Source organism: Leclercia sp. GLN_9 (genome assembly GCF_043105735.1).
Lineage (GTDB): Bacteria > Pseudomonadota > Gammaproteobacteria > Enterobacterales > Enterobacteriaceae > Enterobacter > Enterobacter adecarboxylatus.
The window spans coordinates 1-14,633 of record NZ_JBICLV010000015.1 but is presented as its reverse complement, the minus strand read 5'-3'; the positions used below and the strand labels follow the sequence as shown (position 1 = coordinate 14,633).

At 55.4% G+C, this 14,633-nt stretch carries 12 protein-coding genes; 8 read left to right on the top strand and 4 right to left on the bottom strand.

What is annotated here, in order from left to right:
• Positions 1-120 precede the first annotated feature (120 nt).
• Complete coding sequence (asnA, locus tag ACF8PE_RS08950) at positions 121-1,113, top strand: aspartate--ammonia ligase (protein ID WP_059306916.1); 993 nt, start codon at positions 121-123, stop codon at positions 1,111-1,113.
• Here the strand turns inward: asnA and viaA are convergent, their stop codons facing one another.
• A complete protein-coding gene (viaA, locus tag ACF8PE_RS08945) occupies positions 1,114-2,565 on the bottom strand; it encodes an ATPase RavA stimulator ViaA (RefSeq protein ID WP_059306917.1) in 1,452 nt (483 codons plus the stop codon).
• Entirely contained in the window at positions 2,559-4,055 is a 1,497-nt protein-coding gene (gene ravA / locus ACF8PE_RS08940; RefSeq protein ID WP_032615482.1) for an ATPase RavA, read from the bottom strand. The genes viaA and ravA overlap by 7 nt, the downstream gene beginning before the upstream one ends.
• Before the next feature lie 221 nt (positions 4,056-4,276).
• Here ravA and kup point away from each other — a divergent pair, with 221 nt between their 5' ends.
• The 7 genes from kup to rbsR all read left to right on the top strand — a co-directional run bounded on the left by kup (position 4,277) and on the right by rbsR (position 12,225).
• Positions 4,277-6,145, top strand: a complete 1,869-nt coding sequence (gene kup, locus ACF8PE_RS08935; RefSeq protein WP_059306918.1) for a low affinity potassium transporter Kup — start codon at positions 4,277-4,279, stop codon at positions 6,143-6,145.
• 226 nt (positions 6,146-6,371) lie between these two features.
• Complete coding sequence (gene rbsD, locus ACF8PE_RS08930) at positions 6,372-6,791, top strand: D-ribose pyranase (protein WP_032615478.1); 420 nt, start codon at positions 6,372-6,374, stop codon at positions 6,789-6,791.
• A gap of 7 nt (positions 6,792-6,798) precedes the next feature.
• Entirely contained in the window at positions 6,799-8,304 is a 1,506-nt protein-coding gene (gene rbsA / locus ACF8PE_RS08925; protein WP_117386669.1) for a ribose ABC transporter ATP-binding protein RbsA, read from the top strand.
• Between the two features lie 4 nt (positions 8,305-8,308).
• The gene (gene rbsC, locus ACF8PE_RS08920; protein ID WP_032615473.1) at positions 8,309-9,274 is read left to right on the top strand and encodes a ribose ABC transporter permease; all 966 of its coding nucleotides are present in this window, start codon (positions 8,309-8,311) and stop codon (positions 9,272-9,274) included.
• 27 nt (positions 9,275-9,301) lie between these two features.
• Positions 9,302-10,192, top strand: coding sequence for a ribose ABC transporter substrate-binding protein RbsB (rbsB, locus tag ACF8PE_RS08915; protein ID WP_032615470.1), 891 nt, complete (start codon positions 9,302-9,304; stop codon positions 10,190-10,192).
• Positions 10,193-10,299: 107 nt separating this feature from the next.
• Positions 10,300-11,229, top strand: coding sequence for a ribokinase (gene rbsK, locus ACF8PE_RS08910; RefSeq protein ID WP_059309057.1), 930 nt, complete (start codon positions 10,300-10,302; stop codon positions 11,227-11,229).
• 3 nt (positions 11,230-11,232) lie between these two features.
• A complete protein-coding gene (gene rbsR / locus ACF8PE_RS08905) occupies positions 11,233-12,225 on the top strand; it encodes a ribose operon transcriptional repressor RbsR (RefSeq protein ID WP_072250849.1) in 993 nt (330 codons plus the stop codon).
• Here rbsR and mdtD read toward each other — a convergent pair.
• The gene (mdtD, locus tag ACF8PE_RS08900) at positions 12,191-13,618 is read right to left on the bottom strand and encodes a multidrug transporter subunit MdtD (protein WP_392494782.1); all 1,428 of its coding nucleotides are present in this window, start codon (positions 13,616-13,618) and stop codon (positions 12,191-12,193) included. The genes rbsR and mdtD overlap by 35 nt on opposite strands.
• A 21-nt stretch (positions 13,619-13,639) precedes the next feature.
• Complete coding sequence (locus tag ACF8PE_RS08895) at positions 13,640-14,332, bottom strand: FadR/GntR family transcriptional regulator (RefSeq protein WP_164541168.1); 693 nt, start codon at positions 14,330-14,332, stop codon at positions 13,640-13,642.
• Between the last annotated feature and the right edge of the window lie 301 nt (positions 14,333-14,633).

Genomic DNA, 14,633 nt, shown 5'->3' with positions numbered 1-14,633 from the left:
TCTATTTTAGCGGGTAATTTTAGCGAATCAAAAGTGAAGTTAGAGTTTTATTGTTGGATTATTGAAAGCGGTTCTTTTTTGTTGCTTAATCAATACCAACAGGACGCAGGAGTATAAATAATGAAAACCGCTTACATCGCACAACAACGCCAGATCAGTTTCGTTAAATCCCATTTTTCCCGCCAGCTGGAAGAGAAGCTTGGTCTTATTGAAGTCCAGGCTCCGATCTTAAGCCGCGTGGGCGACGGGACGCAGGACAACCTGTCTGGTTGCGAAAAAGCGGTACAGGTGAAAGTGAAAACACTGCCAGATGCCCAGTTCGAAGTGGTTCATTCCCTCGCGAAGTGGAAGCGTCAAACCCTGGGACAACACGACTTCAGCGCGGGCGAAGGGCTTTACACGCACATGAAAGCTCTTCGCCCCGATGAAGACCGTCTTACTGCTATTCACTCTGTTTACGTTGACCAGTGGGACTGGGAACGCGTAATGGGTGATGGCGAGCGTCATACCCGTACGCTGAAAGCGACGGTAGAAGCAATTTATGCCGGGATTAAAGAAACCGAAGCGGCAGTCAGTAAAGAGTTTGGTCTGACGCCGTTCCTGCCAGAGACGATCCAGTTTGTTCATAGCCAGGATCTCCTGACCCGTTTCCCGGATCTGGATGCCAAAGGCCGTGAGCGTGCGATCGCTAAAGAGCTGGGCGCCGTATTCCTGATTGGCATCGGCGGCAAGCTGTCTCATGGTCAGCGCCATGACGTCCGTGCGCCGGATTATGATGACTGGAGCAGCGAAGACGAAAGCGGCCTGGCGGGTCTGAACGGGGATATTCTGGTGTGGAACCCGGTGCTGGAAGATGCGTTCGAGCTGTCTTCCATGGGGATCCGCGTCGACGCCGAAGCGCTGCAGCGTCAGCTGGCTATCACCGGTGATGAAGATCGTCTGAAGCTGGAGTGGCACCAGGCGCTGCTGCGTGGCGAGATGCCGCAGACTATCGGCGGCGGCATCGGCCAGTCTCGCCTGACCATGTTACTGCTGCAGCTGTCCCATATCGGACAGGTCCAGTGTGGCGTATGGCCGCAACAGGTTCGTGACAGCGTGGATGCGCTGCTGTAATTAACGTTTCCAGCGCCGCAACAGGCGGCTACGCAACCCGGTATCAAAGCGCCAGATATGATCGAAGATGCGCATGATGCCGGGTTTTCCATGTGTGGACATTGCCACCGCATGGAAACGATGTTGATGTTCCCGCTGCAACACCTTCACTTTACTCACCACCTCATCCGGCAGCCGCTGGGCAATAAAATCCGAGATCACTACCGCATCGGCGTCATACCACTCTCCGCCCTGCATCCGCTCGATGATGGCACGAAAACAGCTGGCGAGATCGGTTCCGCCGCGAAAGCGCTGGCTTAAGAAGCGGATCGCCTGTTCGAGGCCGTGCTGGCCCGACAGCTCGTAGCCCACCACCTCGCTGGAAAACAGCATAATGAAACAGCGCCGTCTGTCAGCCAGCGCCACCCGCATCAGCGCCAGGCAAAAGGCTTTGGCGCACTGTTCATTAAAACCGCCCATCGAACCGGAGGTATCCACGCAGACAATAAACGGCCCACGCGGCTGTTCGTCGAAATCCTGATGTACGGCCGGGCGTTGGCTGACCTTCTCTCGCCAGGCATCGCCATGCAGCCGGTAGGTCAGGAGCTGCTTCTCCACCAGCCGACGGTAAAATTCATATTCCAGTTCCGTAATGCCCAGGGTGGCCAGTTCGGGTGGCAGCAGGCGCAGAATATCGTCGCTCTGCTGCAGTCCGTCCACTTGCTCCGGCACTGTCGCCGGTTCGCGTACCAGAGTGCGGAAGGTTTCCAGCGGGGCATCCTTTTTTGGCACCGACTTTGCCTCCCGCGAACGTCCCAGCTGTTCCGCGAGCTGCATCAGCTCCGGCTGCTGGGCGAGGAAGTCGCCATAGCGGACAATTAACTGATAATCCCCACGCTTTAACTGACCGGCGCTCATATCCCACAGCCGTCCGGCCGCGTTTTCATTCTCCACCAGCACGGGTTCCAGCGCACCGGCTAAGGTCATGCGCTCCTGCACTTCGCTGAGCAGCTGTTCGCGCTCTTCTTCCATCAACTGCTGATTGAGGGAGGTAGCCTGCACCACCAGGCTCAACCGCCAGCGCTGTAAAAACAGGGTATGCAGGGCGGGCGTAAAGGTGGCGTTATCCACGACCAGTTGTCGCGCCTGGCTGGCGTAGGGGGAGTGAAGCCTGTCCAGCAGGGTTAAAATTTGCGGGAGCTGGACGATCAACTGAGGCGTGGAGAGCAGCTGGCTCTGCTGATAACACATCACCTCTTCGGTGAGTTCTGGCGGTACGCGGGTCTCTTTCAGTCTTTTGCGTAAATTGTCCCGCCAGCGCGGGAGATCGTCTGTAATGGCGGTTTTAAGCCGCGGGAACTTTTCAAAAAAGATCGCCAGTTGCGGCGAAGCCAGCAGGGTAAGGATGATCTCTTCGATCATGCCCTCCTCACCGACGGCAAGCATAACGTTGAGTGTGTCCAGCGTCAGCATTGACGCGCCTGTTTGATCTGCGCGCTTACGTCCTGCAGGCTGGACTCAATTCTCCCCAGCCAGTCGCTGTGGATAAACAGGCATTTTTGCTGCTCGCTAAAGCGGGTGTGCTGAAGGTGCCACTGATTATCCAGCGCTTCCAGCTGCTGTTTGATCTCTTCCGGGACGCTATCAGAGGCGGTGCCGGGCAGCGCAAGGCGCGATCCCTGCAGGCTGATGTCGCGGATCACCAGATGCAGACTGCCGTCCACTTCCATATTAAGCTGCTGGGCAAAGCCAATGCCGTTGAGTTTGCCGCGGATCTCGCCACCTTTACTCAACCACAGCGACAGGGCTTCACGCTCAACCGTGATGTGAATGACTTGCATATCATGGAGCTTGAGGGGCTGCTGGAGGAGCAGCGTCAGCGTGGTATCGCTCAGTTCGGCCGGTAATTCGTAATGCGGGCGACGGGCGAACATACCGCTCTGACGATTAACGCGCAGGGCAGTTTTATCGCTTTGCTGCTGCTGAAGCTGAAGGCGGCGCTGGGTGATGGCCCCGAGCTGGTTCAGCATCTCCTGCTGTCCCCAGGCGTGCCCGGTCATCAATATTTCCAGCTGCTGCTGCATCAGATGCATACCGTTGGCGTCATGCCACAGGCAATCCTTCAGCAGGATCAAATCAATAGGCGCAACCGCATCGCGACCGCTAAACAGGGCGCTGGCCTGCAGCAGGCGAATGGCTTTCTTCCAGCGACGATCGGAGACGTAAGGCGCGCCCGGCAGGGCATCAAGCTGTTGGCGCAGCATATAGACAAGGTCAAATACCGCATCTGGCAGTTTGATTTTGCCGATGTCCTGCTGCCACTGCTGGTACTCCTCGTCCGTCACCTGCAGTGTGGCGGGCACCGGGTTATCGTTTTCATCCTGCTGGCTAATCAGCAGCGAGCGGAAGTTCGCTTTGTCCTGCACTTTGTCGAGCCACAGGCGGATCAGCATGCGGTCATATAAGGCTTCGAGACTGCTGTCGGCTTCCGGCAGTTCGTTGGAGGCCGCCACCAGCAGGCGCATCGGGATTTTCTCCTCAAACGCGCCGTTGCGGAACCGGCGTTCGTTGATGGCTGTGAGCAGGGTGTTCAGGATCGCCGGGCCGGCTTTCCAGATTTCATCGAGAAAAACGATCTCCGCTTCCGGCAGATAACCTGCCGTCAAACGCTCATACCGTCCTTCATCTTTTAAGGCCTGGATAGAGAGCGGACCGAACACCTCTTCCGGGGTGGAAAAGCGGGTCATCAGATACTCAAAAGCTCTGGCATGCTGAAACGCGAATTTCAGCCTGCGGGCAATCAGGCTTTTTGCGATACCGGGCGGCCCCAGCAGAAAGACACTTTCGCCGCTCAGTGCTGCCAGTAAACAAAGGCGGATGGCATGGCTACGTTCAAATAGCCCTTTTTCCAGCGCGCCGCTGAGACGGGAAATTCTTTCTGCTAATAAATGAGTGTGAGCCATAATTGTTTTGCATCCTTCGCCGTAAACCCGGCTAATTGAAGCGAGTATAGACGTTTCGTTCTGGGCTGGTAATAGCCTGAACTACGGTGCTATTTTCTTTGCGCTATGTTAATGCGGGTACATTTAGGGGTACGATTCTACGATTAATCGTGCATACTGTGCGCTTTTTGTGGGCCAAGGGACTAAGCACACATTTGTTATATAAACGAAAAGACTAGTCTATGAGCACTGATAATAAGCAATCATTACCCGCAATCACACTCGCGGCGATTGGGGTTGTCTACGGTGATATCGGCACCAGCCCGCTTTATACGCTTCGTGAATGTTTGTCCGGTCAGTTTGGTTTTGGCGTCGAACGCGACGCTGTGTTTGGTTTTTTGTCTCTCATCTTTTGGCTCCTGATCTTAGTTGTCTCCGTTAAATATCTCTCCTTCGTTATGCGCGCAGATAACGCCGGTGAAGGTGGGATCCTGACCTTAATGTCGTTGGCCGGGCGCAACACCTCGCCCAAAATGACCTCCTTCCTGGTGATTATCGGCCTGATTGGGGGCAGCTTCTTCTATGGCGAAGTGGTTATCACGCCGGCTATCTCGGTGCTGTCGGCAATCGAAGGGCTGGAGATTGTTGCGCCGCAGCTTGAAGAGTGGGTCGTTCCGCTGGCCATAATTGTGCTGACCTTGCTGTTTGTGATCCAGAAACACGGTACCGGGCTGGTGGGGAAACTCTTCGCGCCGATTATGCTGGCCTGGTTCCTGATCCTGGCGGTGCTGGGATTACGCAGCATTATTGCTAACCCGGACGTGCTGCATGCCCTGAATCCGATGTGGGCAGTACACTTCTTCCTCGAATACAAAACCGTGTCGTTTATCGCGCTGGGTGCTGTGGTGCTGTCTATCACCGGGGTGGAGGCGCTGTATGCCGATATGGGGCACTTCGGTAAACTGCCTATTCGTGTGGCATGGTTTATTGTGGTGCTGCCGTCGCTGGTGCTGAACTACTTTGGCCAGGGGGCGCTGCTGCTCAAACACCCGGAAGCGATAAAGAACCCGTTCTTCCTGCTGGCGCCGGAGTGGGCGCTGGTGCCGATGCTGATCCTCGCGACGCTGGCAACCGTGATTGCTTCTCAGGCGGTGATTTCCGGCGTCTTCTCCCTGACGCGCCAGGCAGTGCGTCTTGGCTATCTGTCGCCGATGCGCATCATTCATACCTCAGAGATGGAGTCCGGCCAGATTTACATCCCGTTCATTAACTGGCTGCTCTATTTCGCGGTGGTGATTGTTATCGTCAGCTTCGAGCACTCCAGCAACCTGGCGGCAGCCTACGGTATTGCCGTTACGGGGACGATGGTCCTGACCTCAATCCTCTCCACCACGGTGGCGTACCGGAACTGGCACTGGAATAAATTCCTGGTGGCGATGATTCTGGTGGGTTTCCTGTGTATCGATATTCCTCTGTTCTCGGCTAACCTCGACAAAATTATCTCCGGCGGCTGGCTACCGCTGACGCTCGGCTTAGTCATGTTCATTATCATGACGACCTGGAAGAGCGAGCGTTTCCGCCTGCTGCGCCGGATGCACGAACACGGTAATTCTCTGGATGCGATGATCGTCTCGCTGGAGAAATCTCCGCCGGTTCGCGTACCGGGCACCGCCGTGTATATGTCGCGTGCGCTGAACGTCATTCCGTTTGCCCTGATGCACAACCTCAAGCACAACAAAGTGCTGCATGAGCGGGTGATCCTGCTGACGCTGCGTACCGAAGATGCACCTTATGTCCACAACGTCCGCCGCGTGCAGATAGAGCAACTGTCGCCCACCTTCTGGCGGGTGGTGGCAAGCTACGGCTGGCGTGAAACGCCGAACGTGGAAGAAGTGTTCCACCGCTGCGGCCTGGAAGGCTTAAGCTGCCGAATGATGGAGACCTCGTTCTTTATGTCGCACGAGTCGCTGATCATTGGCAAACGTCCGTGGTATCTGCGTCTGCGCGGCAAACTCTACCTTATCCTCCAGCGTAATGCCCTGCGTGCGCCCGACCAGTTCGAGATCCCGCCTAACCGGGTGATTGAGTTAGGCACCCAGGTCGAGATTTAAGTCCTGGTACGGCCTGATGCCCTCACCTTAACCCTCCAAAACAGAGGGTGGGTGCAAACATAAAAAACGGTAACCAGAGGGTTACCGTTTTGCATTTAACTCCCCCGCATTTCACTTAGCGAAACGTTTCGACGGCGATCACAAATCTGCAACGCCATGATGGTTTTCTGCGCATCGGTAAGATTAAACTGGCTTCAGCGAAACGTTTCGCTAGTGGAGCAAGAATATGAAGAAAGGCACGGTACTCAACTCTGAAGTCTCATCGGTTATCTCCCGTCTCGGGCATACCGATACGCTGGTCGTGTGTGATGCAGGTTTACCCATCCCTCATAGCACAACGCGTATTGATCTGGCTTTAACGCAGGGCGTGCCCTCGTTTATGCAGGTGCTGGATGTTGTGACAACCGAGATGCAGGTTGAGGAAGCCATTCTCGCAACGGAAATCAAACAACATAATCCGCAGCTCCACGAAACGTTGCTTGGCCATATCAAGCAACTGCAACAACACCAGGGAAACACCATAAAAATTAGTTATATAACGCACGAACAGTTCAAGAAAAATACCGCTGAAAGCCAGGCGGTTATCCGCAGCGGGGAGTGTTCCCCGTATGCGAATATCATTCTCTGTGCTGGCGTCACTTTCTGAGGCCACCATGGACGCACTACTGCAACTGAAAGGGATCGATAAATCGTTCCCGGGCGTCAAAGCCCTCTCCGGTGCTGCACTCAACGTTTATGCTGGCCGCGTGATGGCGCTGGTCGGTGAAAACGGCGCAGGCAAATCCACGATGATGAAAGTGCTGACCGGCATCTATCAACGCGACGCCGGTTCGCTGTTATGGCTGGGGAAAGAGACCACCTTCAACGGCCCGAAATCCTCTCAGGAAGCCGGGATCGGCATCATCCACCAGGAGTTGAACCTGATCCCGCAGCTCTCCATTGCGGAGAACATCTTCCTTGGCCGTGAGTTCATTAACCGCTTTGGCAAAATCGACTGGAAACAGATGTATGCCGAAGCCGACAAACTGCTGGCGAAGCTGAACCTGCGCTTCAAAAGCGATCGGCTGGTGGGCGAACTTTCCATTGGCGATCAGCAGATGGTGGAGATCGCGAAAGTCCTGAGCTTCGAATCCCGGGTTATCGTGATGGATGAGCCGACTGACGCCCTCACTGATACCGAAACCGACTCCCTGTTCCGCGTGATCCGCGAGCTGAAAGCCCAGGGGCGCGGCATTGTCTATATCTCCCACCGTATGAAAGAGATCTTCGAGATCTGCGACGACGTGACGGTATTCCGCGACGGGCAGTTTATTGCCGAGCGTGAAGTGGTGACGCTGACCGAAGACTCGCTGATTGAGATGATGGTGGGACGTAAGCTGGAAGATCAGTACCCACGCATTGATAAGCAGCCGGGTGATATTCGTCTCAAGGTTGATAACCTGTGCGGCCCGGGCGTAAATAATGTCTCCTTTACGCTGCGCCAGGGCGAAATCCTCGGCGTGGCCGGGCTGATGGGCGCCGGGCGTACCGAGCTGATGAAGGTGCTGTATGGTGCCAGCCCTCGCACCAGCGGATACGTTACGCTTGATGGCCATGAGGTTGTTACCCGTACGCCGCAGGATGGCCTGGCGAACGGTATCGTCTACATCTCCGAAGACCGTAAGCGCGATGGCCTGGTACTGGGCATGTCGGTGAAAGAGAACATGTCCTTGACCGCGCTGCGCTACTTCAGCCGCAGTGGCGGAGGCCTGAAACATAAAGACGAGCAGCAGGCCGTTAGCGATTTTATCCGCCTCTTTAACGTCAAAACGCCGTCGATGGAACAGGCTATCGGTCTGCTGTCCGGCGGCAACCAGCAGAAAGTGGCGATTGCCCGCGGCCTGATGACCCGTCCGAAAGTGCTGATCCTCGATGAGCCAACCCGTGGCGTGGATGTCGGGGCGAAGAAAGAAATTTATCAGCTCATCAACCAGTTTAAGGCTGACGGGCTGAGCATCATTCTGGTCTCTTCCGAGATGCCAGAGGTATTAGGCATGAGCGATCGCATTATCGTCATGCATGAAGGGCATCTCGGCGGTGAATTCAGTCGCGAGCAGGCCACCCAGGAAATTCTGATGGCTGCCGCTGTGGGCAAGCTTAATCGCGTGGATCAGGAGTAAGAAGATGACTACCCAGGCTGTTTCTGGACGCCGTTATTTCACTAAGGCATGGCTGTTGGAACAAAAATCGCTGATTGCCCTGCTGGTGCTGATCGCGATTGTCTCCACCATGAGTCCGAACTTTTTTACCGTTAATAACCTGTTCAATATTCTTCAGCAAACGTCCGTAAACGCCATTATGGCGGTGGGGATGACGCTGGTGATTTTGACGTCGGGTATCGACCTGTCCGTCGGTTCCCTGCTGGCGCTCACCGGCGCGGTTGCTGCTTCAATTGTAGGGATTGAAGTCAACGCGCTGGTGGCCGTAGCAGCGGCGCTGGCGCTGGGAGCCGCAATTGGGGCCGTCACCGGAATGATCGTGGCGAAAGGCCGCGTGCAGGCCTTTATCGCCACCCTGGTAATGATGTTACTGCTGCGCGGTGTGACCATGGTCTACACCAACGGTAGTCCGGTGAACACTGGCTTTACCGACAACGCCGATCTGTTTGGCTGGTTCGGTATCGGCCGCCCGCTGGGTATTCCGACGCCGGTCTGGATCATGGGTCTGGTGTTCCTTGCGGCGTGGTACATGTTGCATCACACCCGCCTGGGCCGTTATATCTATGCTCTGGGCGGTAACGAAGCGGCAACGCGTCTGTCCGGCATCAGCGTCAATAAAGTCAAAGTTATCGTCTACTCCCTGTGCGGCCTGCTGGCTTCGCTGGCGGGCATTATCGAGGTGGCACGTCTCTCCTCTGCTCAGCCAACGGCGGGTACGGGTTATGAGCTGGATGCCATCGCTGCGGTCGTACTGGGCGGCACCAGCCTGGCAGGCGGTAAAGGTCGTATCGTGGGGACGCTGATCGGTGCGCTGATCCTCGGCTTCCTGAACAATGGTTTGAATTTGTTAGGTGTTTCTTCCTATTACCAGATGATCGTCAAAGCGGTAGTGATTTTGCTGGCGGTACTGGTAGACAACAAAAAACAGTAACTGACGACACTACAGGACATCTTTGATATGAACATGAAAAAACTGGCTACCCTGGTTTCTGCTGTCGCGCTGAGCGCAACTGTGAGTGCAAACGCCATGGCGAAAGATACCATCGCGCTGGTGGTTTCTACCCTCAACAACCCGTTCTTCGTCTCCCTGAAGGATGGCGCGCAGAAAGAAGCCGACAAACTGGGCTACAACCTGGTGATCCTGGATTCCCAGAACAACCCGGCAAAAGAGCTGGCTAATGTGCAGGACTTAACCGTTCGCGGCACCAAAATTCTGCTGATCAACCCAACCGATTCCGACGCGGTAGGTAACGCCGTGAAGATGGCAAACCAGGCTAACATCCCGGTGATCACCCTTGACCGTCAGGCCTCTAAAGGCGAAGTGGTTAGCCACATTGCCTCTGATAACGTGCTGGGCGGCAAAATCGCCGGTGACTACATCGCCAAGAAAGCAGGCGAAGGCGCCAAAGTTATCGAACTGCAGGGCATCGCCGGAACTTCCGCAGCGCGTGAGCGTGGCGAAGGCTTCCAGCAGGCTGTGGCTGCCCACAAATTCAACGTGCTGGCCAGCCAGCCAGCAGACTTTGACCGCACTAAGGGTCTGAACGTTATGCAGAACCTGCTGACTGCTCACCCGGACGTTAAAGCGGTATTCGCACAGAACGATGAAATGGCGCTGGGCGCGCTGCGTGCACTGCAGACCGCAGGTAAATCTGATGTGATGGTGGTTGGATTTGACGGTACGCCGGATGGTGAAAAAGCGGTAAACGATGGCAAACTGGCTGCGACCATTGCTCAGCTGCCGGAGCAGATTGGCGCGACTGGCGTGCAGACTGCTGACAAAGTGCTGAAGGGCGAGAAAGTTCAGGCTAAATACCCTGTTGACCTGAAACTGGTCATCAAGCAGTAATATGCGATTCAGGCAGCCGACGGTTGCCTGAAGGGCAACATATAAAGAAAAGAGTGGCATACGCCACCGGGTTATCCCGGTGGCACTCTCTGATGGACACTTCAATGATGAAAACCGCAGGTAAGCTCGTCGTCCTTGGCAGTATTAATGCCGATCACATTCTTAACCTTGACGCTTTCCCGACACCGGGCGAGACCGTAACGGGTAACCGCTATCAGGTCGCCTTTGGCGGCAAGGGCGCAAACCAGGCGGTTGCCGCCGGACGCAGCGGTGCCAACATCGCCTTTATCGCCTGTACCGGCGATGATGATACCGGTGAGCGCGTGCGCAAACAGCTGGCAAGCGACAACATCGATATTGCGCCGGTCAGCGTGGTGGAAGGCGAATCAACCGGCGTGGCGCTGATTTTTGTCAACGCGGAAGGTGAGAATGTCATCGGTATTCACGCGGGTGCGAATGCGGCGTTGACCTCTGAACGCGTGGTGGCGCAGCAGGAGAGTATTGCACAGGCCGACGCCCTGCTGATGCAACTGGAGACGCCGGTAGAAAGCGTGCTGGCGGCTGCGCAAATTGCTCATAAAAATCACACCACTGTCGTACTTAATCCCGCCCCTGCCCGTGTATTATCAGACGAGCTGCTGGCGCTGGTGGATATCATTACCCCTAACGAAACCGAAGCCGAAAAGCTGACGGGTATTCGCGTTGAAAACGATGACGATGCGGCGCGCGCGGCGAAAGCCTTGCACCAGAAAGGCATCAGTAAGGTCATCATTACCCTTGGCAGCCGTGGCGTATGGGCCAGCGTCGAGGGAGAAGGTCGTCGCGTTCCTGGTTTTAAGGTGAAAGCAGTCGATACCATCGCCGCGGGAGATACCTTTAATGGTGCGCTGGTTACGGCGCTGCTGGAAGGTGAGCCGCTGGATAACGCGATTCGTTTTGCCCACGCGGCAGCAGCCATTGCCGTGACCCGTCCAGGGGCGCAGCCTTCTGTTCCATGGCGCAATGAGATCGATGAATTTTTAAGTCAGCAGAGGTAGCGTTTGGCCACAATGAAAGATGTCGCTCGCGTGGCGGGCGTCTCTACTTCGACGGTCTCCCATGTCATTAATAAGGATCGCTTCGTCAGCGAGGCGATCCGGGAGAAGGTCGAAGCCGCAGTGAAATCCCTCAATTATGCGCCTTCCGCCCTGGCGCGCAGTCTGAAACTTAACCAGACCCGCACCATCGGCATGCTCATTACCGCCAGTACCAACCCCTTTTACTCTGAGCTGGTGCGCGGTGTGGAGCGCAGCTGCTTCGAGCGTGGCTACAGCCTGGTGCTCTGTAATACCGAAGGCGACGAACAGCGCATGAACCGCAACCTGGAGACGCTGATGCAAAAGCGTGTCGACGGGTTATTACTGCTGTGTACCGAAACGCATCAACCCTCACCCGAGATTATGCAGCGCTACCCCTCCGTTCCTACGGTGATGATGGACTGGGCACCGTTCGACGGTACCAGCGACCTGATTCAGGATAACTCGCTGCTGGGCGGGGACATGGCGACGCAGCATCTGATTGATAAAGGCCATACCCGTATCGCCTGCATTACCGGCCCGCTGGATAAAACTCCGGCCCGTCTGCGTCTGGAAGGTTTTCTGGTGGCCATGGCGCGCGCCGGTTTACCTGTCCCGGACGGATATCAAATTACCGGTGACTTTGAATTTAGCGGTGGTTTCGAGGCGATGCAGTCGTTACTGGCGCAGAAAGAGCGTCCGCAGGCAGTCTTTATCGGTAATGATGCAATGGCGGTGGGGGCTTATCAGGCGCTTTATCAGGCGGGACTTCGTATCCCGGACGATATCGCCGTGGTGGGATATGACGATATCGAACTGGCGAAGTATATGACGCCGCCGCTCACTACCATTCATCAGCCCAAGGATGAACTGGGCGAGCTGGCGATTGATGTATTGATCCATCGTATCGCCCAGCCCGCACTGCAACAGCAGCGGCTGCAGCTTACTCCTGTTCTGATGGAACGGGGCTCTGTTTAGGTTTGTGCCGTTCTTTTATGAGGTTCTGACCGTCTTTCGGTTTTAACAGCATAAACACCAGTGCAGAGACAACCGTCAGCACACCCATAGTGATAAAGGTTGAGTGAAATTGTTCGACAGTGTTGTTGCTGTCGAACCCTTCGTAAAAGCGCAATACCGCCGCACTGACCGCAACCCCCAGACTGATTGAAAGCTGCTGCGTGACTGCCAGCATGCTGTTACCGCCGCTGGCATTCTCATCGCTGAGATCGGCAAGGGTAATGGTGTTCATTGAGGTGAACTGGATGGACATCGCCATCCCCAGCACAAACAGCGGCAGGATCAGCATCCACACCGGCAGCGCTGCCGACTGCAGTGAGAATTGCGCAATCATCACGCCGATAAATACCGTCACTCCGACCAGGGTTCTGCGGTATCCCAGCCGCCGTAACAATTGGGTCACCCCGGATTTAGCCAGAATCGAACCCACCGCCGTAGGCGCCATCATGCAGCCTGCAATCAACGCCGGATAACCGAACCCGACCTGCAGCATTAGCGGCATAAGGAAGGGAACACAGCCTGTGCCCAGCCGCGAAGCGATGTTTCCGGCAATGCCCACCGAGAAGGTACGCGTGTTAAACAGCGAGAGCGAAATCAGCGGCGTAGGGTGACGACGCGCATGACGTATATAAAGAAGAAAAAGAAGAATGCCGCTGAAGATAATGGAGATGGCCAGCCAGGTTGCCACCACTTTCTCACCGAACAGCTCCATGCCGCTGGAAAATAGCACCAGGCTCAGGCCAAACAGGAAGAATCCGCCCATATCGAATTTGCGCCGCGGAGTCGTGAAGTTCGGCATAAACTTGCGGGCATAGAAAAGACCGGCGATCCCAATCGGAATATTAATGAGGAATATCCAGTGCCAGCTGGCCCAGGTAACCAGAACGCCCCCCAGTACCGGCCCGAGGATCGGCCCGACCAGGCCCGGCATGGTGACGAAGTTAAGCACCGGTAACAGTTCGCTGCGCGGATAGGCTCTCAACAGTGCCAGGCGCGCGACCGGCATCATCATTGCACCGCCTACGCCCTGAATCACCCGGAAGATAACCAGCTCACCCAGCGAACTGGAGAGGGCGCAGGCCAGCGACCCCAGCGTAAATAACGTTACCGCCAGCATAAAGACACGGCGTGTGCCGAAGCGATCGGCCAGCCAGCCGCTCACCGGGATTAGCATCGCAACGGTCAGGGTATAACTAATGATGGCTGACTGCATGGCCAGCGGAGAACGATTAAGGCTTTCGGCAATCGCCGGAAGGGCGGTGTTAAGGATGGTGGCGTCCAGCGCCTGCATAAAGAAAGCCATCGCCGCAATCCATGGCAAACCCGCCATGCTGCGTGCTTTTTTTACTGTCATTCGAATTCCTGTTGTTTATTGCTATCGTGCCGGTGTGGCAAGCAGTGTCTGGCTGGCCGCCATAGCGCGCAGCCCATCGCTGTCCTGAATGGCATCAACGATAGCCTGGTGTAAATCCAGCTTCACCACCTCGTCCTGCGTTATAGACGTAAAGTAAGTGTGGTAGACAGAATGAAAGAGCGAGGCGAAAGAGGTCAGGAACGGATTACCGCTCATCTCATAGATATGCTCGTGCCAGGCCATATCTACTTCTATCCAGCGCTCCCGGTTAAAGTGCTTTTTCAGATGCACCATCTCATCCATTAAAGTATTTAACCGCGCTTTTTGCTCTGCCGTTCCGATCGTGGCGGCCAGCAGGCAGGCCTGAGGCTCCAGGCTGCTGCGCATGACCAGGAAATGCTCAATAACCTGATGGAAGTTATCTTCCGTCATCCACCAGGAGAGCAACTCTTGATCGAGGAAGTTCCAGTTGCTCTGGGGCATCACGCGTGTACCGATACGCGGACGAGGAAGCACCATCCCTTTCGCAGTTAAGGTTTTCACGGCCTCACGCACAGCGGTTCGGCTCACGCCAAACTGCTCACCGAGTTCCAGTTCGCCCGGCAGGATGCTACCTGGCATGTATTCACCAGCCAGGATCCGCTGTGCCAGTTTTTCTGCCAGCACATATGAAAGGTTCTTTTGTGCCGCCAGCTGTTGCGCGCTCAAAGGCATAACGCATATTCCTTGATTCTTAATGCTAGTAAGTATGCCATCTGCAGGATGGTTGTGGTTGGTAAAACGACAATTAGCGCAATTTTTGGCTTAAAGACGGGTGTTTTGGTGAAAAAAAGCACGGTTGGTTATTTTTTTTAAATTTACTCTTGTCACTGCCGAAGAACTCCCTATAATGCGCCTCCACTGACACGGAACAACGGACTACAAACCGCCGTGACAGCAGGCTTCAGAGATGAACGCCGGCAGAGAAAAGCAAAAATAATCGCTTGACTCTGAATGAGGAAAACGTAATATACGG